The sequence below is a fragment of the Bartonella sp. AP9QHHD genome (assembly GCF_042195625.1).
Lineage (GTDB): Bacteria > Pseudomonadota > Alphaproteobacteria > Rhizobiales > Rhizobiaceae > Bartonella.
Genome location: NZ_JBHIOP010000082.1, coordinates 129,398 through 151,575 on the forward strand (window position 1 = coordinate 129,398; position 22,178 = coordinate 151,575).

The window sequence follows — 22,178 nt, forward strand, 5'->3', positions numbered from 1 at the left end:
TGATAAGGACTGTCATAATATTTTGAGCTGAAAAAGAGTATGATAGGTGCGCTTTGCACCTTTCTGACGCGTAAAAGCGGTAATGCCAAATGGATTTTATATCATTCACAGTGTATTTTACGTTATATTTTTCATAGCCCCCGTTGTGAAATGGAGTTTGATGTATTGAGTGATGATTTACGAAAACGAGCACGCCAATATGCAACATAAATGTATTTTGTTTAAAGCATTCTGTTTTACGTGAGAAAGTGATACCATTATGCAATACACAAGAACATGAAGCACGACGCAATTCTATTTAAAAGTGTTCTTTAAACACCTGAACCAATCGACAAAAGCAAAAGCGCAATCAATGAGAGAAAATACCCCTTTTTTCATTATTTGTTCATTTTGAGCGCTTGAATAAATGCCGATTGTGGAATTTCTACTTTTCCAAATTGGCGCATCCGCTTTTTGCCTTCTTTTTGCTTTTCCAAAAGTTTGCGCTTACGCGTAACATCACCCCCGTAACATTTCGCTGTTACATCTTTACGCAAAGCACGAATCGTTTCGCGCGCTATAACTTTACCACCAATAGCCGCTTGAACTGGAATCTGAAACATATGCTGAGGAATAAGATCTTTCAGTTTTTCACACATTGAACGCCCGCGCTTTTCTGCAATCGTGCGGTGAACAAGCATCGATAATGCATCAATAGGCTCTCCATTCACCAAAATAGACATTTTAACTAAATCACCTTCTGCATAATCTGTCATTTGATAATCAAAAGAAGCATAACCCTTTGAAATCGATTTTAGCCGATCATAAAAATCAAAAACAACTTCATTCAGTGGTAAATCATACGTTACCATAGCACGGGTTCCAACATAGGACAAACCAACCTGTACCCCACGCCGCTCTTGGCATAGCTCTAAAATTGAACCAAGATAATTATCAGGAGTCATGATTGTCGCTCGAATCCATGGTTCTTCTATGGAAGAAATTTTAACCACATCAGGCATATCCGCTGGATTGTGCAACTCTTTAACAGAACCATCATTCATATTCATGCGATAAACAACTGAAGGTGCTGTCGCAATTAAATCCAAATTAAACTCACGCTCTAATCGCTCTTGAATAATTTCAAGATGCAGAAGTCCCAAAAAACCACAGCGAAAACCAAATCCCAAAGCCGCAGACGTTTCCATTTCAAAAGAAAAACTCGCATCATTTAAGCGTAATTTGCCCATGGCTGCACGCAAATCATCAAAATCAGCAGCATCAATTGGAAAAAGTCCACAAAAGACAACCGGTTGCGCCGGCTTAAAACCAGGCAAAGCATTTTCACAAGGACGACGCTCTTCAGTAATCGTATCCCCAACCCGTGTATCTGCTACCTCTTTGATAGAAGCAGTGATAAAACCAATCTCGCCTGGTCCTAATTCATCAACCTGTACCATTTTAGGTGTAAAAACCCCAACGCGCTCAACTGGATATTTTGCACCTGTACCCATCATACGAATGGTTTGGCCTTTTTTTAAAATACCATCTATCACCCGTACCAAAACAATGACACCAAGATATGCGTCATACCAGCTATCAACCAACATTGCTTTCAAGGGATTTGCAACATCGCCTGTATGTGGAGGTGGTAATTGTGCAACAATTGCCTCCAGAACATCAGGAACACCCAAACCTGTTTTTGCTGATATTTCTACTGCTTGAGATGTATCAATGCCTATCACATCTTCAATTTGTTCTTTAACACGCTCAGGTTCTGCTGCTGGAAGATCAACTTTATTGAGAACAACAACCAACTCATGGGAATTATCAATGGCTTGATAAACATTTGCTAACGTCTGCGCCTCTACGCCTTGGCTTGCATCCACCACCAACAGAGAACCTTCACAAGCTGCCAGTGAACGCGAAACCTCATAAGCAAAATCCACATGACCTGGTGTATCCATAAGATTTAAAATATAGGTTTCACCATTCTTTGCCTTATAGTGTAAACGTACCGTCTGTGCTTTAATAGTAATTCCACGTTCACGCTCAATATCCATGGAATCGAGTACTTGTTCTTTCATCTCACGTGTATCAAGCCCACCTGTTATTTGAATCAAACGATCAGCTAAAGTTGATTTGCCGTGATCAATATGCGCCACGATGGAAAAATTACGAATATAATTACGATCTATTGTCATATAAGGCGATTTAGCAAAGAATAATACAAAACGCAAAGACCAATTATGTTCCGGCTTCTATCAAAAGAATATAAACCTAAAAATCTTCTCAAAACACAACTTTTTATAGCCTAAAAAATGAGGCTTTTGTTTGCTAAATTAAATCCAAGGGTGATAAAATGATCCTTTCACATCTTATTTGATAACTCATATCTGTAGTAAGCCGGCACCATCACACACTTTGCCAGCCTCCAATATTACGACGATCCTTTACACTTGAAAAATTTTATAAGAGATATGCTTTTCTTGTACAGTCTTTACCCACATGCCCCCACCCACTTGTGATGTGTAAGCAAGTGATTTGGATTGATTTAACATGAAAATGATTTGACGTGAGAAAATTTTACGGTATTCAGGGTTCTAATTCAATTGTGAATAATGCTATATTATAATTATAAATCAATGTATTATCATATTTATATGATGGGCGTGTATATCACTTAGGCTTGCAATAAATTCGCAAGAAATGCTTTTTTATTTGTACGCAATAATCTTCTTTTTTAGCAATCTTATATAAGATAACATGAATATCGAGGGAGTTTCTTCTTAATTTTTAAAACTTTAGAAATAGGCTTTATTGAGCAAAGTTTTTATGTCCTTTTTATACAACTCCTCCCTTCCTTCATTAAATATAAAACACACAAATCCTCTTCGATTCATTGGATAACGCATTGATTTATAATGATCGTTTATTGTTTTGCAATTTAAATTAAAGCTCTGAATATCGCGAGCTTCTCTCATTTTAAATCTTCTCATAATGAATCAATAAATTTTTTGCTCCCCATTATAAAACAGAGCTAGTGTATGGATAAAAACGTTTAAGAAATGAGTAAAAATACCTCTCTCTTTCAAATGCCAAAAGCTATCGTAATATTGAGAACAGATAAAGAAAATGCTCGTGCCTTTTATTTTAAGTAAAATGATGATGCTCTGTGGTTTTTCTATACTTCATGCAAACCGTCAATGAATATGATGTATATTGAGAAAATTATCTTTTAAAAAACGCTTTAATGTACAACGTTATGGGGATACTTTGGGCGTTCTATTTTGCGTGAGAAGCGTAACTCTATTAAAGGACAAAAGAAATAACGTGCGACAGTGCGTAATTTTCATTATTCAAAAACATTACCGTAGATGTTTTTGAAAGTTGTTAAAGCCGAATTTAAAGATGAGCGTTAATTTTTACCTTTATATCACCTCATGCTTTGGCTCAATGAAGGTTGTCTGCCCGGTTCAGAAATCTGACAAACAGATAGAAGCATACTATTTCTCCACTTTGGCATGCAAAAGCTGGAATAATTTATAGAACTTCTTAATCATCTTAGTATTAAAAAAGCTCCAAAAATGAAAACTCTACAAGCAAAAATCTCATGTAATAAAATCATAATAAAAAAATGTATAGCTAATCAATTTTTTTAATTGCTTTATTTTTTTTACGCCATTGTGAAGGTTGTAATTCAGCCACAATTATCCCAATCAGAATAAGCAAACCGCCCAATAAAGCTAAGGGAGATAAATGTTCGCCAGCCAAACGCCCAACAATACCAGCCCATACCGGTTCACCTGCGTAAATGAGTGTCGCACGCGTAGGGGAAATAGACTTTTGTGCCCAATTCATAGCTAATTGAATGATGGCACTCATTAATGCCAATCCTATACCAATATTAAACCACACCCACGAAAATTCAGGGATGCTTTCACCCATCAAAGGCATACAAGCAAATGAAAAAAAACCACTAAAAAATAACTGAATAATGGTTACACGCCGACTATCAACCTTGTTCGCAAAAATTCCGATGAGTATGACTTCTCCAGCAATCGCTAAAGCGCCTAACAAAGTTAAAATTTCGCCTTTTGAAAAATCAAAATTTCCCGGCTTTTGTCCTGAAATAAATACAAGCCCAATAAAAGCGAAAATAATACCAATCCAACAAGCTAAACGGGGAGGTTTTTTAAAAACAATCCATTGCAAGATTGGAACCATCGGTACATAAAGCGCTGTGATAAAAGCTGACTGACTACTAATAATTGTTTGAAGTCCAGCTGCTTGAAAAGCATAACCAAAAAACATGGCTAAACCTATCGCCATCCCAGCGAAAACTTCATAAACAGTTATACCTTTTATAGAGCGCCAAAAAATTACCCCACATATAAGAGATGCAACAATAAAACGAAATCCAACAAAAAACAGAGGACCACTATAGCGTACCGCAATGTGAATGACTAAAAATGTAACGCCCCACAATATTGTCGCAGTAAATATTGCCAATTCTGGCTTACTTAATAAAGGATATTTAAACTGTTTTAGATTCACCATGAAAAACTTTCTCTTCCAATTTTCCCCACAATTTATGAAACAATAAGCGTTCCAACTCCCTGTTCGGTAAACAGCTCTAGTAAAACAGAATGAGGAGTTTTACCATTTAAAATGACAACACCTTCCACGCCATTTTGAAGGGCTTTTATACAAGTCTCTACTTTTGGAATCATGCCTCCTGAAATTGTCCCATTTTTAATAAATTTCTCAGCTTCAGCAACTGTCAATTCTTTTAAAAGTTTACCCTGTTTATCCAAAACACCAGGAACATCAGTGAGAAATAAAAGGCGTTTAGCCTCTAATGCACCAGCAATAGCTCCAGCAAAAATATCAGCATTGATATTATAAGTTTTACCATCGCGTCCTGGAGCTACAGGAGCAAGAACTGGTATCATTTCAGAAGATGCTAAAAGATCTAGCAATGTGCGGTCAACTTCAACAGGCTCACCAACAAACCCCAAATCTAAAACACGTTCAATATGCGAATCAGGATCAATGACAGTTTTATAAGCCTTTTCGGCAAAAACCATATTGCCATCCTTGCCGCATAATCCTATTGCCCATTCACCCTCAGCATTGATGAGAGCAACAATTTCTTTATTTATGGAACCCGCTAAAACCATTTCAACCACTTCAACGATCCGCTCATCGGTTACCCGTAGTCCGTTTTCAAATCGTGATTCAATCCCCATTTTCATTAAAATTTCAGCAATTTGAGGACCACCACCATGAACAACAACAGGATTAATCCCCGATTGCTTTAATAGAGCAATATCACGCGCAAATGCTCGCCCCAAAGCAGGATCACCCATAGCATGGCCGCCATATTTTACCACGACCGTTTCATTTTCATATTTTTGCATATAAGGTAAAGCAGACGATAAAAATGCTGCTTGTTTTTCCAAAACATCTACATCACCGTTTTTAGCATCATCCATCAATAGAGCCTCCTCATCACTTTTTACCATCTCTTAATGAAATTTAGGAAAAGTGAAAACAATAAAACCAAACTTTACTCTATCCACCCCCTCCCCTGAAAATCGTCAATTTTCCTCTAAATTACGAAAAAGGAATAGCAAAATGAAATACAAAAAACTTCCTTTAAAAATTGACAGCGAAAAATTAAACAAAATAGACGTAAAAAAATGTCATTATTTTATGATCTTATATATAAAATTGAAAAGCAAAATTTTGAAGCTAAGCCGTACATTCAACTCATTAGTTTATCCCTATGGATACTTAACAATGAATAGGAATATATACAACCATTGATTTTGTAAGATAAAAATAAAGTTTCTTATAATAATAAAATTAACATATTCCCAAGATAAGAAATCACTCAACTGCTTTATAGCTTATCCCAATAAACTATAACTTTGGTTTTAAAAATTTGACTTTTTCTCAATCATTAAACATGAGGAAATGTCAATTGAACGCTCCTCATGGAGAATCATAATAAGTTGATTTATAATCATAATTTATCTTTTTATATCGTAAAATCGAAAAAAGGCTTTGCAAAATTATCATATATTGTGACTTTATTTCGATAACTCTTCAGAAGCATCTTCGTAAAAGCATTTAATTGTTTAGATTACTCTCTTCGTAAGGTTTTATAAAACTTCTCATTTTTCATGATCGGTCATTAAGTTTTTCTTTCTGCATAGCGATACATGCTTGAATTATTCAATGTTTTGTAGAATTTTTAATTCTTTTAATTATGTTATTTTATGAAAAAAGATTCATTTCGTATACTTCTCTTTCCATATCACTAACAATTTCAATAATATGTCGTGCTGTTTTCTAAGCATATTGTGCTATTTTTTTATTGTATTTGTTTTTTCTTTTTAAAGGTAACTTCCTCTATCTTCCCACCAACTTTTTATTATGCCAATAAATTCAATTAAGTGAATTCCATCGAATCTGTTTCCCCACAAGAGAGATACATCGAATACCTCAAAAAGTGTTTTGTTATGTCTTCTTTAGCATTCAACACACATTATCTCATTCCACAATTTCTTTGGAACAAAATAAACTTGATTATAGCGTTTTTATTATCTGGAAGAACTATTTATGACATCAGAAATACAAAACTAAATCCGCATCTAAAAAGACATGATTACTGCTAAAAGCTAAGATGAGGCATGTAAAAGCTATTCCGAACAAAATAACCCTTATTTTAAAGGAAGCAGTGATTAAAACTATGAAAAATGCCAAAAATAAAATCGGTTATAAGAAGTTGATACTTTATTTGAAAAAGATGGATTGCCTAACAGCTTATTTAGCGTTTCTTGGCAAGCCGCTACCTATTTTATAGTTTTATTATAGAGCCTTTAAAAAGAAATTTTGAGTGAAAAAATAAACACCAAAAATACTGAATGCATAAAGGCAGTTATCATGACACTGGCAATATTTATTATCAATCACTCAATTGCGTTCTTATATGGATAAGCCCTTTTTAAAATGTCATAGACACTCAAAAATAAGACTTATCCATAAAACTCATGAAATATAAAAACTATCAGCAGCAGGAGTTTATCCTAAATTAGCTGTCTCTCTCTTTTCTTTTCAAGAAAAAATGCTTTTCAAAGATAATGAGACAATAGAAAGCTTAATGAAAATAACTTTCCCACAGTTCTCTCTAATTATTCTGAGAACATTCACATAATTTTAACCAGAAATATTTTCAAAAAATTCTTTCATACGTGAAAAAAAACCATGTGATTGCGGTGAATTTTCATGATTTGAGAGTTTCTCAAATTTTTGCAACAATTCACGTTGTTCCTGCGTTAATTTCTGCGGTGTCTCAATCGTGATATGGATGTAAAGATCACCCCTTGCTTGCTGACGGCGCAACATGGGCATACCTTTGCCTCTAAGGCGGAATTGACGTCCATTTTGTGTCCCTTCTGGAATCTTAACGCGTGCTTTAACACCATCAAGGTCGGAAACTTCAAACTCTCCTCCTAAAGCAGCTGTTACCATTGAAATAGGAACGCGACAGTGAAGATCTGCTCCTTCTCGCTGAAAAAACTCATGCGGTTTAATGGAAAGGAAAATATAAAGATCACCATTGGGGCCACCACGAATACCAGCATCACCCTCACCAGAAAGGCGAATACGCGTTCCATCTTCAATACCAGCTGGAACATTTACGCTTAATGAACGTTTTTTCTCTATACGCCGTGTCCCCTGACATTTGGGGCATGGATCCGTAATAGTTTCACCACGTCCATGACATGTAGGACATGTCCGCTCAATAGAAAAGAACCCCTGTGCAGCACGCACACGACCAGATCCATGACATGTTCCACAAACTTGCGGCTTAGAGCCTTTTCTCGCTCCTGATCCTTCACAAACATCACACGTAACGGAACTGGGAATATTAATTTCTGCAGTTTTTCCTGAAAATGCTTCTTCTAAAGTCACTTCCATATTATAACTCAAATCTGCGCCACGTTCGCGACTATCACCACGCTTACGGTGTGTCCCTCCCATAATCTCACCAAAAAAGTCTTCGAAAATATCCGCAAATCCACCACCAGCAGCAAAACCACCAAAGGGATTTGCTCCCCCTTGACCACCGCTATTTTCAAAGGCCGCATGGCCAAATCGATCATAAGCAGCACGCTTCTGGGGATCTTTAAGAACTTCATAGGCTTCGCCAATTTCTTTGAATTTTCGCTCTGCCTCTTTATCCCCCGCGTTGCGATCAGGATGATATTGCATTGCCAACTTACGAAAAGCAGATTTCAACTTTTTATCATCACATTCGCGAGTCACGCCAAGAATTTCATAATAGTCAACCTTCATCATGTATTCCTGATAATTTTTCTGTCATCCATCTTTATGGATAATATTGCTTTTAATTTATATTTTTAGCAACAAAGTTGCAACTTATCTCAAATAATAAAGCCCAGCCTTATATTTCAAAGGCCGGGTTTATCAATTAATCAACACATATGCTGACACTATTTCTTCTTATCATTAACTTCTTCAAAATCAGCATCAACAACATCATCATTCTTTGCCTCTGTTTCAGTGTCAGCGCTCGCTGCTTGTGAGGCTTCGTACATAGCCTGTCCAAGCTTCATACTGACTTCTGCTAATTTTTGCATCTTTGTTGTTACTTCTTCCGTATCACTGCCTTCAAGCGCAGATTTCAAATCAGATATTGCTGTTTCAATCTGTCCCTTTTCTTCAGCTGATACTTTATCGCCATATTCATTGAGCGACTTTTCAGTTGAATGAATAAGAGCCTCCGCTTGATTTCTAGCTTCAACACCTTCACGGCGTTTTTTATCCTCAGCCGCGTGCTCTTCTGCATCCTTTACCATTTTTTCAATATCAGCATCACTTAAACCACCTGATGCCTGAATACGAATTTGATGCTCTTTACCTGTTCCCTTATCTTTGGCTGAAACATTAACAATACCATTCGCATCGATATCAAAAGTAACTTCAATTTGAGGTATACCACGTGGGGCTGGAGGAATACCAACAAGATCAAATTGAGCCAATAACTTATTATCACTTGCCATTTCCCGTTCACCTTGAAAAACACGAATCGTCACAGCACTCTGGTTATCATCAGCTGTCGAAAAAACTTGCGATTTTTTCGTCGGGATAGTGGTATTGCGCTCAATAAGGCGTGTGAAAACCCCACCCAAGGTTTCAATACCCAAAGATAAAGGTGTTACATCTAGCAACAATACATCTTTGACATCGCCTTGCAATACACCTCCTTGGATGGCAGCACCCATTGCGACCACTTCATCAGGATTAACGCCTTTGTGGGGATCCTTGCCAAAAAAGCTCTGCACAACTTGCTGAATCTTGGGCATACGTGTCATACCACCCACTAAAACAACTTCGTCAATTTCACCAGCCTTTAATCCAGCATCTTTCAACGCAGCTTTACAAGGCTCGATGGTACGCTGCACTAAATCATCAACCAGAGATTCAAATTTTGCCCGAGTCAATTTCATTGTTAAGTGCTTGGGACCGGATTGATCTGCCGTGATAAATGGTAAATTGATTTCTGTTTGCTGTGACGAAGAAAGCTCAATTTTTGCTTTTTCTGCCGCTTCTTTTAAGCGCTGTAAAGCGAGTTTATCATTTTTCAGATCAATTCCTTGCTCTTTTTTGAATTCATCTGCAAAATAACCGACCAAGCGCATATCAAAGTCTTCACCCCCTAAAAACGTATCCCCATTGGTTGATTTAACTTCAAAAACGCCATCTCCAATTTCAAGGACTGAAATATCAAATGTACCACCACCAAGGTCGTAAACAGCTATTGTCTTTCCGTCTTTTTTGTCCAAACCATAAGCTAAAGCAGCAGCAGTTGGCTCATTAATAATCCGTAAAACTTCAAGTCCAGCAATTTTACCTGCATCTTTCGTGGCTTGACGTTGCGCATCATTAAAATAAGCAGGAACCGTAATAACGGCTTGTTCAACTTTTTCACCAAGATAAGATTCTGCTGTTTCCTTCATCTTTTGCAAAATCATAGCTGAAATTTGTGACGGAGAATATTTCTTTCCCGCCTCTTCAACCCATGCATCACCATTGTCACCTTTAACAATTTTATAAGGAACAAGCGCTTTATCTTTTTCAACCATAGGGTCATCAAAACGGCGCCCTATCAAACGTTTAACTGCAAAAACTGTCCCTTCAGGATTTGTCACCGCCTGCCGTTTAGCAGGCTGCCCAACAAGCCGCTCCCCCCCATCAGTAAAGGCAACAACGGAAGGTGTTGTTCGCGCTCCTTCTGAGTTTTCAATAACTTTTGCGTTTTTGCCATCCATAACAGCCACACAAGAGTTCGTTGTCCCCAAATCAATACCAATTACTTTTGCCATATTATAATCTCCATTCAGCAAGCTACCTCAACCTTCATAAAGCATCTTTTTAAGATAGCTCCTCATAACACCTAAAGCCCGTATATTGCTTCAAGCAATATAAATAATAATAAACTGCAAGTCGCAACAAGCCTTGCTGCCTCGTATATAAGAACAGGCTTTTATTGCTACAAGAGAATAATGAGAGAAACATCTCCAAAATAAAAAATTTATTTTAAAATAGGCACTCTAATGACCCATAAATACCATATTTATGAGAGACTTGAGAGCATAATATATTTTTCTTGCAATTCTCAAAAAATATATCTTTCTATAAAAATTAAAAAATAAAAGAATGATTGCACTCTCGCTCTTGATCTTCTCATCATTGATAAAATCATACTCACGTAAAAGCTTTTTAAAAGGCGAATAATTTATATCACAAATATTATAAATTTTCCTTGGACTAAAATAGTCATCATATCTAATGCTCATATCAGTAAAGGTATTATCTATCGATCTCCTTTCAAAAATTCTCCTTCTAACGGTCTCATTGTTTGCGGCTATTTGAAATCTGTGCTTTAAATTCATCTAAAGCGTTTTTTCTTAACTGTATAATTTTGAACTTTGAAAATATATAAAAATACCTCTGTATAAACGCTTTAAAATGCCAAGAGCTGTCATAATATTAAAATTGGTAAAGTAGTTGATGATTGTTCTGTATTATATCTTCATTAAGTAAAATAGTAGTGCATCATAGATTTTATACCATTTGCAAATACTATTTATGAGATGAACACGGAAGCGTTAAGAGGTGTGTTGTCATTGTAAATCTTACTGTCTTCTTTTAAATTTCAAGAATTCTATGATTTTTATATTCAAATCAATTTCATTTTAGCATTTCTTTCTTTTATTTTAAATAAAAGCTCTGCTAAAATAAAAATATTCAAAGTGTGAATCTTATGAAGGAGGGTAAATCAATGATGACATCTATTATTAAAAAAATAACAAATCTCATCTTTAAGAATATAATACATACACAATATCCATACAAAAAGGTTATCATAAATATCGTGTGTGCTCTTCTCTTTGCTGGTATAACCTTGCCAGCAGGTGCTCAGCAATATAAACTTGGCGACATAGAAATTCTCAATCCTTGGACACGCGAAACACCTAGAGGTATAAGAGTTGGTAGCGGTTATCTCTACATTATTAATCACAGTAATACCCCAGACCGTTTGGTTTCTATTTCCACAAACGGAGTAAAAACAACAGAGATACACTCTATGGCTGTCGTTAATGATATTATGAAAATGGAAAAAATGCACAATGGCATTGAAATTCCGGGAAATGGCGAAATCACGCTTAAGCCTGGCGGTGATCATATTATGTTCATGGGGCTTTCACAACCATTTAAGTTAGGTGATAAAATTAGCGCAAAATTAACATTTGAGAAAGCAGGAACCATTGATGTTGATTTCTCTGTAAACGCTATGAAAGTACCATCACCTTCTAAATCCTCTCCTGTTCACTAAGCTCCTTTTATTATAAATACACACTTTATAAAATGAAGAAGCGTGAAATTTTTTACGCTTCTTTATTTTTTGTTTAATGCCATCAGTAAAAAATTATCCCCTTTGATGAATTAACTATGGTCAATTTCAGGAATACGTAAAACTTGTCCAGGATAAATTTTATCGGGAGATTTTAGCATTGGCTTATTGGCTTCAAAAATAAATGTGTTTTTATTACCTTGCCCTTTTCCATAAACCTCTTCAGCAATTTTCCAAAGATTATCACCAGATTTAACCTCATAAAAGCGAGAAGTTTTTCTAGGCGTTGTATCTATAACCTTTAATTGATTAACATCTACAGAAGAGATACCTTGTGAATTGCCAACAACCAGCAGTGCTTTTTCAAGTGTTTCCCTATCTGGAACTTCACCGCTTAAAATAGCTTTACCGTCTTCAACTTGAATATTGACTTTTTCTGTACCGAGTTGAAAATGATCAAATGCTCTCTTAAAATCCTTTTCTTTTGGTTCATGGTCCCCAATACCTAACTTTTCCCCTACGGTTTTAATAAAATTAAAAAATCCCATTACGACCTCCTTTCGTGTAGCAGAAACAAATTTTTGTGCATATATTGCCACATTCTTTTCTTTGCTCTTAAAACACATAGGCAGATTTTCTAAACTTCAACAATCAAAACTACATCTGTTCAATTATGAGACAAATACAATAATAAACTTTGTAATAAACCTTGATAAAAAAAGCCTTTATGAAAATTTTCTCTCAAATGAAGGGATCTTAATAGACGTAGAAACATTATAAATTATGAAAGCAAAACAAGATTTTACAGTAATGACAAAAGGTTTTTTACTTTGCTACAATTTGTATCATATTTGTTTTGCAAAAAAAATATGAACTCCCATATAAATAAGTGTGGGTAATTTGCTACCACAGCAATAGAAAGGTCTAAGAAACCATGAAAGATACACCAACAATCACGCAAACGATTGTACTTGTTGATGATGATCGCAATATTTTGACATCTTTATCTTTTGCGCTTGAGACAGAAGGATATCGGGTTGAAAGCTATACAGATGGAGCATCTGCACTCAAGGGTCTCACACTTCACCCTCCACACTTAGCTATTTTTGATATTAAAATGCCCCGAATGGATGGGATGGAACTTTTGCGTCGTTTGCGTCAAAAATCTGATCTTCCAGTTATTTTTCTTACCTCTAAAGATGATGAAATTGATGAATTATTTGGTCTCAAAATGGGAGCTGATGATTTTATTACTAAACCTTTCTCCCAACGTCTTCTTATTGAACGCGTGAAAGCTATTTTACGCCGTTCTAATGCACGTAACCAACCGCTTTCTACAGGAACTTCTTCCACCTCTTCTCTCAAACGCGGAGATCTTGTGATGGATCAAGAACGCCACACCTGTACATGGAAAGATAAACCTGTTATTTTAACCGTTACGGAATTTTTGATTCTGCAAACCTTAGCACAAAGACCAGGAGTTGTAAAAAGTCGTGATGCTTTAATGGATGCTGCTTATAGTGATCAAGTCTACGTAGATGATCGCACCATTGATAGTCACATTAAACGTCTGCGTAAAAAGTTTAAACAAGTGGATGATGATTTTGCAATGATTGAAACACTTTATGGTGTAGGTTATCGTTTCCACGAGGTATAAAACTACTTTGTCGCAAAAATTTGAATGGCAATCAAATCGATGACAGACAATTCTCAACTGGAAACTTTACAAAAAACAACCGTTAATGGTACATCCTCAACGCCATTTCTTATGTTCGCTCGTTTGCATCTTCGAACACAACGTCTCTTTAGACAATTGCTTTTTTCCAGCCTCACACGTCGCATTGTTATATTAAACATTGCTGCTCTTGCTGTTTTAGTTACAGGCATTTTATACCTTAACCAATTTCGCGATGGTTTAATTGAAGCAAAAATCAAAAGTTTATGTACCCAAGGAAAAATTATTGCTGGGGCTATTGCTGCTTCTGCAACAGTAGATACAAATTCTATCCTCATTGACCCTCAAAAACTCTTAGAGTTACAGACTGGTGAAAGCGTTACACCCGCTCCTCAATCAACCGATTCTTGGGATTTTCCTATTAACCCTGAGCAAGTTGCCCCTCTTTTACGGCGTCTTATTACACCTAAAACGACAAGAGCACGTATCTATGATCGTGATGCTACTCTCCTTCTTGATTCGCGCGTTCTTTATTCTAGTGGAGAAGTTTTTAGTTATGATTTACCCCCACTTAAAACAGAACAAAACATGTGGGATCGCCTTACTTCATGGTATTCAAGCGCATTTTATGGCAAAGGTATTGCTCTTGACAGAGAACAAACAAAAACCAGTGGTATTGCTTATCCAGAAGTGTACCGCGCATTAAACGGATCTCTTGCTACGGCTAAAAGACGCAACAGACAAGGGCAATTAATTGTTTCTGTTGCCGTTCCTGTTCAACGCTATCGCGCAGTGGTTGGAGCTCTTCTTCTTTCAACCACTGGTTCCGATATTGATAACATTGTAAAAGGCGAAAGACTGGTTATCTTTAAAGTTTTTGCCGTTGTAGGTAGCGTACTTTTGGTTCTTTCTCTCTTTTTGGCCCATACGATTGCCCATCCATTAAGTAAATTATCTGCCTCGGCTAATCGAGTGCGTAATGGTAATAATCAGCGTGTAGAAATTCCTGATTTTTCAATGCGTGAAGATGAAATTGGTCACCTTTCAACTTCTATTCGTGATATGACCAATGCCCTTTATATGCGTATTGAAGCCATTGAACGCTTTGCTGCTGATGTAAGCCACGAATTAAAAAATCCTCTCACCTCTCTACGCAGTGCTGTTGAAACGCTCCCTCTGGCTAAAAATGAAGAAGCACAAGAAAAATTGCTGGAAATTATTCAACATGATGTGCGCCGCCTTGATCGGTTGATTACAGATATTTCTGATGCATCGCGACTCGATGCAGAGCTTGCACGAGAAACCGCAGAGATTGTTGATATGACACCGCTTTTGGAAAGTCTTGTTCATGCTGTTCAGGAAGTGTATCGTAATACGCAAACTATTGATATAAGCCTTAATATTGTCCCACGTTCTCATGGAAAAGCTTATCTTGTATTGGGACATGAACTTCGTTTAGGACAAGTGATTTCAAATCTTCTTGAAAATGCGCGTTCTTTTATTCCTCGGAATCGTGGCAAAATTTGCATTACTATGAAAAGTCATGCTTCAATCCTTATTTTAACCATTGAAGATAATGGCCCAGGTATTCGTTCAGAAAATATTGAACGCATTTTTGAACGTTTTTACACAGATCGACCAAATGAAGATGCTTTTGGACAAAACTCTGGACTTGGCCTTTCTATTAGTCGGCAAATCATCGAGGCTCATAATGGGACAATTACAGCCGAAAATATTATTGATCCTACACTTGGGAAGTGTAAAACTGGTGCACGTTTTACTATCATGCTTCCGCTTGCTAAATAAATCTTTTATCCAAAGTAAAAGACATGAAAACAAAATGTGAAATACTCCACGCAAATTGCCTTCAACTAGGCGGCAAGGGGCTGTTAATTATAGGTCCATCCGGATCAGGAAAATCAACCATCACCCTTTCTTTGCTTGACCGCGCTGAGTGGTCAAAACGTGAAGCGAAGCTTATCAGTGATGATTATACAATGTTGCGTGCGGAAAATGGAAAGCTTCACGGATACACTCCCGATAATTTAGAGGGCGGCATCGAGATTCGTGGCGTTGGTCTTTATATGATAGAATTCAAAAAGCACACAACTATCGATTGTGTTATTTTTCTCGGTCCGGAATATGAACGTTTTTCCACAAATAAAACTTTTCAATTTGAAAATTTGCACATTCCTCTTTTAAAACTTCCCTCTCTTCGTGAAGCCGATTGTACAGCCATTTGTCAAGCTATTGAAGCATTTTTGTTTAGAAAAATATGGCAAAAATCTGTCTAATTTTTTTCTAAAGATAAAAAAATCACAATTTTTGCCTTTTTTTTGCAAATTTTTCTTGGCAGCAAGATAAAGCCTTGTACAATGTCTTTCCCACCAACTATGGTTGGGTCTTATTAGTTAACAGGAGTTTGCGTAAATGATTGGACTCGTGCTTGTAACGCACGGTGAGCTGGCTGTCGAATTTTTACATGCCGTGGAACATGTTGTTGGAGTACAAGAAAAGTTCGCAACAATATGCGTTTATCCCGATGACGATATAGATCAGCGCCGAGGTGATATTATAGCCGCAGTAACCGATACAGATACGGATCATGGCGTCATCATATTAACAGATGTGTTCGGTGGAACACCATCAAATATAGCTATTCCTGCTATTGAAAAAGGACGCGTTGAAATGATTGCGGGTGTTAATTTGCCCATGCTTATTAAACTAATTTCTATTCGCAAATGTCCTGATATTTCATTATCAGACGCGTTAAGAATAGCACAAGAAGCAGGGCGTAAATATATTAATGTACCAAGTATGATTTTATAGCGGATAATAAAATACCAATGTTTTCCAAAGATACCCTCCCATGTATAAGTCGTCATTTCAATATCTGTAATAAACGTGGGTTGCATGCACGTGCTTCTGCAAAATTTGTACAAACTGTTGACAATTTTAATGTTACTGTTGAAGTTGAAAAGGACGGGAAAATTGTTGGCGGATCATCAATTATGGGACTTATGATGCTAGCGGCTTCATCCGGTTGCAACCTCACCATTCGTGTTTCAGGACCAGAAGCAACAGATGCTCTTAATGCTCTTGAAAAGCTCATCAATAACAACTTTGGAGAGGAAAACTAGTGCTTTTTCATCATAAACAAAGATGATAATTCTTAGAAAATAGGAACTTTCGATCATTATTTTGAATTTTAATTTCTCTTCCCGCTTTTATACCAATATTCATATCCATTATAGATTGGCATAATTATCATAAATGTAAAAGCTTATAGTAATTTTGTTATGCTCGATTTTTTTCTTCCTTTCCTAACATTATTTGACCAATTTGAATAGTTTTGGTATTATGGCTATTCCCCGACTTAATCATATAATTAAATTTTTACAGAAAAGAGAACTCTTCACCTTGTATTAAAGTATGCTTTATTTTAGGCTAAAGATAAATGTCAAAATAATTTCGCACATCAAAAATCTATCAACTTTTCTTATTTTCTGCTAACTTTGTAGCCTTTATAATACACAAGTAATCTTCCATTGCACATCATTGTGATACAGATCCTGAAAACGCAATTCTTATCAATATCATAACCATTTTCTTAAAACGAATAAGCTTTGTACGACCATAATTATAGTAAGCATTTTTTAGACATTCTTTTTCTATACTATTGCCTTGTTTTCTGTGGTACGTGCCCCGCCCTTATTATCTATATTGCGCTTGGGATAGCATCTTTCATTATAAGGAGATAATATCATGGGTCGTCTATTTAGTGCTCTTCAGATTCCTCAACAAACGACAAAAGCCCTCGTATCATTGCAAAATGGCTTACCAAAAGCGCAATGGATCAACCCGCAAAATTTTCATGTCACCTTATCTTTTTTTGGCGAAGTTGAAAGCTCCTTAGCAGATGAAATTATGCATACCTTTAACACTATAGAACTTCCTTCTTTTACGCTACAGATAAAAGGTTTTGAAGTTTTTGGTTCAGAAAATGCTCCTCATTCTCTTGTGGTTCGCATTGAACCTTGTGAAAAGCTTACTCTTTTACATGAAAAGATGCAATATATTCGGAATAAATTAGAGTTAAAGCCTGATGAAAGACTGTTTATTCCGCATATCACTCTTGCACGAATATTTGATATTAATCTTAAAGATCTTTCTTCTTATCTATCTTTTCAAGATGATTTTTTTATCCCTCCTTTTGAAGTTGATCATTTTGTTTTATTGTTATCGGCCTCTCCCTTAAATAAGGCTCCCTATATTGTAAAAGGAAGTTGGGCGCTTCAAAGATAAAAGGGTGTTTATAACACCCTTTAAAAACCCTTTAAGAAAAGACTTCATATATGTGTAATTGCAGGGAATACTGCATTTTATGTTGGAGATTTATTATTGATGTGTTTTAAGCCGAATCAGCTTCAACAGAAGCTTCTTTTGCTCCTCCTTTAGCTACACCCACTATAGCTGGACGTAGTACCCTTTCCCCGATAATATAACCTGCCTGAACCACTTGTTGAACAGTATTATCTGGAACATCAGCATTGGGAATTTCAAACATCGCTTGATGAAAGTGAGGATCAAATTTTTGCCCCTCTGGATGAATTTTTTGCACCCCATGACGTTCTAATGCTGCCATCATGGCACGTTCAGTCATTTCAACGCCTTCTGCCAATGATTTCAAACCAGCATCACTCTCCCGTGCACCTTCTGGAATAGCTTCCAAAGCACGATTGAGATTGTCAGAAACCGATAACATATCCCGTGCAAAATTAGCAATGGAATAAGCTCTTGCATCCGCCACATCTCGCATAGTACGGCGTCGAAGATTTTCCATATCTGCAACAAGACGTAAAAGCTGATCTTTCAGTTCTTTATTTTCATCCTGCAAAGACGCTAAAAGATCACTAACCTCATTGCTTTCTGTTTCAACGACTTCGTGTTCCTCTGTTTTATGTGTTTTTAAAAATTCATCGGCTGCCTGTTTAAGTGTATTACGATCAGCTGGATTTTTTAAATCACAATTTTCAAATGAAGCGTCAGTAAATTTGTTTTTTTCATCAGACATAAAAATTTTATTCCTTCATAAGATTCGTTATTCTCGATATCGAAATTCTACAGACAAAAATCAAGGGGTAGCGATGTATATAATACAATGAGCTTTTATAGTACAAATACTTACTTGCATCGTTTTAACGCAATAACTGTGACACAAGTTGAGCTGTATAATCAACCATGGGCACAATCCTTGCATAATTAAGCCGTGTAGGACCAATAACACCTAAAGCACCAATGACTCTTTGTTGTGAATCTCGATAAGGTGCTACAACTAAAGAAGAACCAGAAAGTGAAAATAACTTATTTTCTGAACCAATAAAAATTCTAACCCCAGAACCTTCATCCGTTAAATCGAGAAGCTGTGCCATACTCTCGCGCGTTTCAAGATCATCAAACAAATGGCGTAACCGTTCTAAATCTTCTTCTGCTTTCACATCTTCAAGTAAATTGCTACGCCCGCGAACAATGAGGTGTATTTTATGATCAGCATCTTCTCCTCCCCAAAGAGCTAATCCCGTTTCAACAAGATGATGTGATAAATCATCAAGTGCGGCCCTTGTTTCTGCGCATAAGCGGGCAATTTCCCCTTTAGCTTCACTCAATGTACGCCCTTGAATATGGGCATTGAGAAAATTCGTTGCTTCCGTCAATTGTGCATGGGTAACCCCTTCTGGTAAATGAACAATACGATTTTCAACTTCACCTTGTTGAGTCACCAAAACGGCAAGAGCGTGCTCCCTATCAAGGCGCACAAATTCAATATGTTTCAATGTTCCTTCTTGTTTTGTTGCTAAAACAAGCCCTGCCCCACGTGAAAGATCTGAAAGAACTCGGCTTGCTTGAACAAGAAAATGTTCAACCGATTGTGCATGACCAGCCTCTTTGACTTGCATTTCAATATTTTCTCGCTCTTCGTTTGGCAAATCACCCGCTTCCATAAATGCATCAACAAAAAAGCGTAAACCTGATTGTGTTGGCATTCGACCCGCAGAAACATGTGGTGCATAAATCAAACCGAGGTGTTCAAGATCACTCATCACATTGCGAATCGTCGCAGGCGATAATGTCTGTTGTAAAAGCCGCGAAAGATTCCGTGATCCTACAGGTTCACCATCATTAAGATAAGCTTCAACAATATGGCGAAAAATATCACGCGAACGTTCATCAAGATATTTTAGTTCATTATCAATAGTTTTGTGCTTCATCACAATTGTTTCACTACTTTTAAAATCCTCATCTCTTATATAAGTTTTGCCAAGGTTTGGTCAAATAGTCTAAAGTAGTATAAAAACATATTATCCTATTGAGCTGTAAAATGCTACCTTTCAGAGTGATGCTTGATAAATTACGCAGGAAATATTTTTGTTAGAGTGTGTGAGAAATATTTAAGATTAAGAATTGATCTGTAAAGTGGTCTGCTGTAGGGACTTGTCAAGAGAATCTAGATTGATTAAAAACCGCTGTAAATAGAAAATTTCACCCTTTAGAGCAAGCAGAATGTGTGTGTATGAGCATTTAAACCGTTTTTAGCACAAAAATAATTCCCCTTTCATTTTTGGAGAAATCTATATGAGAAGCATAGCAGATAAAAAACTTGTCATTGCTACACATAACACCGGAAAATTGCATGAAATCACTACTTTAATTACGCCTTTCGGTTTAATAATACAATCGGCAAAAAAACTGGGCTTGCCAGAACCAAAAGAAACGGGAAAAACATTTGAAGAAAATGCTTATATTAAAGCTTTTTCAGCAGCAAAAAAAACAGGACTTCCTGCCCTCTCTGATGATTCAGGCTTAGAGATAGATGCATTGGAGGGTGCGCCAGGCGTTTATACCGCTGATTGGGCAATTCAAGCCGATGGTACACGTAATTTTCCAAAAGCTATGAAAAAAATAGAAAATGAACTCCAAAAAGTCGGAGCACGAGAAAAAAGTCAACGGAAATGCCGTTTTATATCCGTCATTTGCATTGCATGGCCTGATGCTCATGCAGATTACTTCCGTGGATGCGTTGAAGGAACGTTCATTTGGCCTCCACGGGGAGATAAAGGCTTTGGTTTTGATCCTATTTTTTTACCCGATGGATATGAAAATACCTTTGGAGAAATGTCAACAGAGCAAAAACACAACTGGAAACGTAATGATCTTCCCCCTCTTTCACATCGCGCACGTGCTTTCAAACTTTTGGCAGAAAACCTTTTAGCATTCTCATGAATGAACCTTTTGGCATTTACATTCATTGGCCCTTTTGTGTAGCTAAATGTCCTTATTGTGACTTTAATTCGCATGTTCGCATCCATGGTGTTGATCAACCACGTTTTGTCACCGCCTTTAAGCGCGAAATAGAAACGCAATACCACAAAATAGGCCCACGCCATATTACAAGTATTTTTATTGGTGGAGGAACCCCTTCCCTTATGGAGCCGCAAACTGTCGATGCCCTATTGCAAGCACTTGCAAAAAAATGGGTAGTCGATGATAAAGTTGAAATTACATTAGAAGCTAATCCATCCAGTGTGGAAGCAGAGCGCTTTCGTGGATACCGTGCGGCAGGTGTTAATCGCTTATCTCTAGGGATACAAGCGCTCAATGATAAAGTATTGCGCAAACTTGGCCGACTCCATAATGTGGAACAAGCTCTTTGCGCTATTACTTTAGCACGGCAAATTTTTCCACGTTTATCTTTTGATCTCATTTATGCCCGCCCCGAACAAACCCTTGAACAATGGAAATCTGAACTTGTACAAGCAATTGATTTAGCAGCGGACCATCTTTCTCTTTATCAATTGACGATCGAAGAAGGAACCGCCTTTAAACGGCTTCATGATGCAGGAAGACTTATCCTTCCCCCATCAGAGCTAGCAGCAGATCTGTATCATCTTACTCAAGAAATAACGGCACTACATGGACTTCCTGCCTATGAAATCTCAAACCATGCAATGCCCGGTGCCGAATCAGCACACAATCTTCTTTATTGGCGTTATCACCAATATGCAGGCTTTGGTCCAGGAGCACATGGACGTTTCATTGAGCATACACCGAATCATTCCTCTTTCTGTTCAAAAACATTGTCATCACACCTTGAAAACCGCGAACGTTATGTCACAATAAATGAAAAGCATCCCGAACAGTGGCTTAATTTGGTAGAAACAACAGGACATGGCTGTATTGAAACGGAACATTTAACCACTGAACAACAGGCAAATGAAATGCTCCTTATGGGATTACGCCTTTGCGAAGGCTTAGAACTTATACGCTATGAAACCTTAAGCCCTAAACGCATTCCAATGGAAAAACTGATCGATTTACAACACCAAGAATTGATAGAAATGGTGGATAACCAACGCTTAAAAGCAACAACCAAAGGACGTATTGTTCTTGATCACATCATCAGCCAACTCGCAAACTAAAGTTTTTATAACAACATACTTATTTTAATCATAATTATCATTTTTCACAGCAAAGGTGAGATTAGAATATCGTGAGATTCTCTCATTTCAAAAC

17 protein-coding genes are annotated in these 22,178 nt (G+C 36.9%); 9 read left to right on the top strand and 8 right to left on the bottom strand.

Translation table 11 applies throughout. The annotated features are described in order from the left end of the window. Positions 1-377 precede the first annotated feature (377 nt). From lepA to dnaK, 5 genes are all read right to left on the bottom strand, one after another. The gene (gene lepA, locus ACFIK4_RS06135) at positions 378-2,183 is read right to left on the bottom strand and encodes a translation elongation factor 4 (RefSeq protein ID WP_375611467.1); all 1,806 of its coding nucleotides are present in this window, start codon (positions 2,181-2,183) and stop codon (positions 378-380) included. 1,441 nt (positions 2,184-3,624) lie between these two features. After that, the gene (locus ACFIK4_RS06140) at positions 3,625-4,539 is read right to left on the bottom strand and encodes a DMT family transporter (protein WP_273790236.1); all 915 of its coding nucleotides are present in this window, start codon (positions 4,537-4,539) and stop codon (positions 3,625-3,627) included. Between the two features lie 32 nt (positions 4,540-4,571). Further along, entirely contained in the window at positions 4,572-5,477 is a 906-nt protein-coding gene (argB, locus tag ACFIK4_RS06145) for an acetylglutamate kinase (RefSeq protein WP_375612884.1), read from the bottom strand. A 1,729-nt stretch (positions 5,478-7,206) separates the two neighbouring features. Next, complete coding sequence (gene dnaJ, locus ACFIK4_RS06150; RefSeq protein WP_375611466.1) at positions 7,207-8,349, bottom strand: molecular chaperone DnaJ; 1,143 nt, start codon at positions 8,347-8,349, stop codon at positions 7,207-7,209. A gap of 158 nt (positions 8,350-8,507) precedes the next feature. After that, on the bottom strand, positions 8,508-10,400 hold the full coding sequence (gene dnaK, locus ACFIK4_RS06155) for a molecular chaperone DnaK (RefSeq protein WP_273790233.1): 1,893 nt from the start codon (positions 10,398-10,400) through the stop codon (positions 8,508-8,510). Positions 10,401-11,359: 959 nt separating this feature from the next. Here dnaK and ACFIK4_RS06160 point away from each other — a divergent pair. Continuing rightward, entirely contained in the window at positions 11,360-11,914 is a 555-nt protein-coding gene (locus ACFIK4_RS06160; RefSeq protein WP_375611390.1) for a copper chaperone PCu(A)C, read from the top strand. 110 nt (positions 11,915-12,024) lie between these two features. Here the strand turns inward: ACFIK4_RS06160 and lysM are convergent, their stop codons facing one another. Further along, on the bottom strand, positions 12,025-12,480 hold the full coding sequence (lysM, locus tag ACFIK4_RS06165) for a peptidoglycan-binding protein LysM (RefSeq protein WP_375611389.1): 456 nt from the start codon (positions 12,478-12,480) through the stop codon (positions 12,025-12,027). Between the two features lie 386 nt (positions 12,481-12,866). On the opposite strand from lysM, the gene ACFIK4_RS06170 reads away from it, so the two are divergent. From ACFIK4_RS06170 to thpR, 6 genes are all read left to right on the top strand, one after another. Next, positions 12,867-13,589, top strand: a complete 723-nt coding sequence (locus ACFIK4_RS06170) for a response regulator transcription factor (RefSeq protein ID WP_005774392.1) — start codon at positions 12,867-12,869, stop codon at positions 13,587-13,589. Positions 13,590-13,628: 39 nt separating this feature from the next. After that, entirely contained in the window at positions 13,629-15,413 is a 1,785-nt protein-coding gene (locus ACFIK4_RS06175) for a stimulus-sensing domain-containing protein (RefSeq protein WP_375628484.1), read from the top strand. Positions 15,414-15,436: 23 nt separating this feature from the next. After that, positions 15,437-15,901, top strand: coding sequence for an HPr kinase/phosphatase C-terminal domain-containing protein (locus tag ACFIK4_RS06180; protein WP_375612806.1), 465 nt, complete (start codon positions 15,437-15,439; stop codon positions 15,899-15,901). Positions 15,902-16,037: 136 nt separating this feature from the next. After that, positions 16,038-16,436 (top strand): PTS sugar transporter subunit IIA, encoded by a 399-nt coding sequence (locus ACFIK4_RS06185; protein WP_375611386.1) that lies wholly within the window; start codon positions 16,038-16,040, stop codon positions 16,434-16,436. Positions 16,437-16,453: 17 nt separating this feature from the next. Further along, entirely contained in the window at positions 16,454-16,747 is a 294-nt protein-coding gene (locus ACFIK4_RS06190) for an HPr family phosphocarrier protein (protein ID WP_012754483.1), read from the top strand. A gap of 625 nt (positions 16,748-17,372) precedes the next feature. Further along, positions 17,373-17,912: an RNA 2',3'-cyclic phosphodiesterase gene (gene thpR / locus ACFIK4_RS06195; protein ID WP_375675459.1), complete on the top strand. Its 540-nt coding sequence runs from the start codon at positions 17,373-17,375 to the stop codon at positions 17,910-17,912. A gap of 106 nt (positions 17,913-18,018) precedes the next feature. Here thpR and grpE read toward each other — a convergent pair whose 3' ends face one another. After that, on the bottom strand, positions 18,019-18,681 hold the full coding sequence (gene grpE, locus ACFIK4_RS06200) for a nucleotide exchange factor GrpE (protein WP_375611384.1): 663 nt from the start codon (positions 18,679-18,681) through the stop codon (positions 18,019-18,021). Between the two features lie 124 nt (positions 18,682-18,805). Next, a complete protein-coding gene (gene hrcA / locus ACFIK4_RS06205; RefSeq protein WP_273790224.1) occupies positions 18,806-19,876 on the bottom strand; it encodes a heat-inducible transcriptional repressor HrcA in 1,071 nt (356 codons plus the stop codon). A gap of 364 nt (positions 19,877-20,240) precedes the next feature. On the opposite strand from hrcA, the gene rdgB reads away from it, so the two are divergent. Both rdgB and hemW read left to right on the top strand, forming a co-directional pair. Beyond that, positions 20,241-20,888 carry an RdgB/HAM1 family non-canonical purine NTP pyrophosphatase gene (gene rdgB / locus ACFIK4_RS06210; RefSeq protein WP_375675462.1) on the top strand — a complete coding sequence of 216 codons (648 nt, stop codon included), beginning with the start codon at positions 20,241-20,243 and terminating at the stop codon, positions 20,886-20,888. Further along, a complete protein-coding gene (hemW, locus tag ACFIK4_RS06215; protein WP_375675464.1) occupies positions 20,885-22,084 on the top strand; it encodes a radical SAM family heme chaperone HemW in 1,200 nt (399 codons plus the stop codon). The genes rdgB and hemW overlap by 4 nt, the downstream gene beginning before the upstream one ends. Positions 22,085-22,178 lie beyond the last annotated feature (94 nt).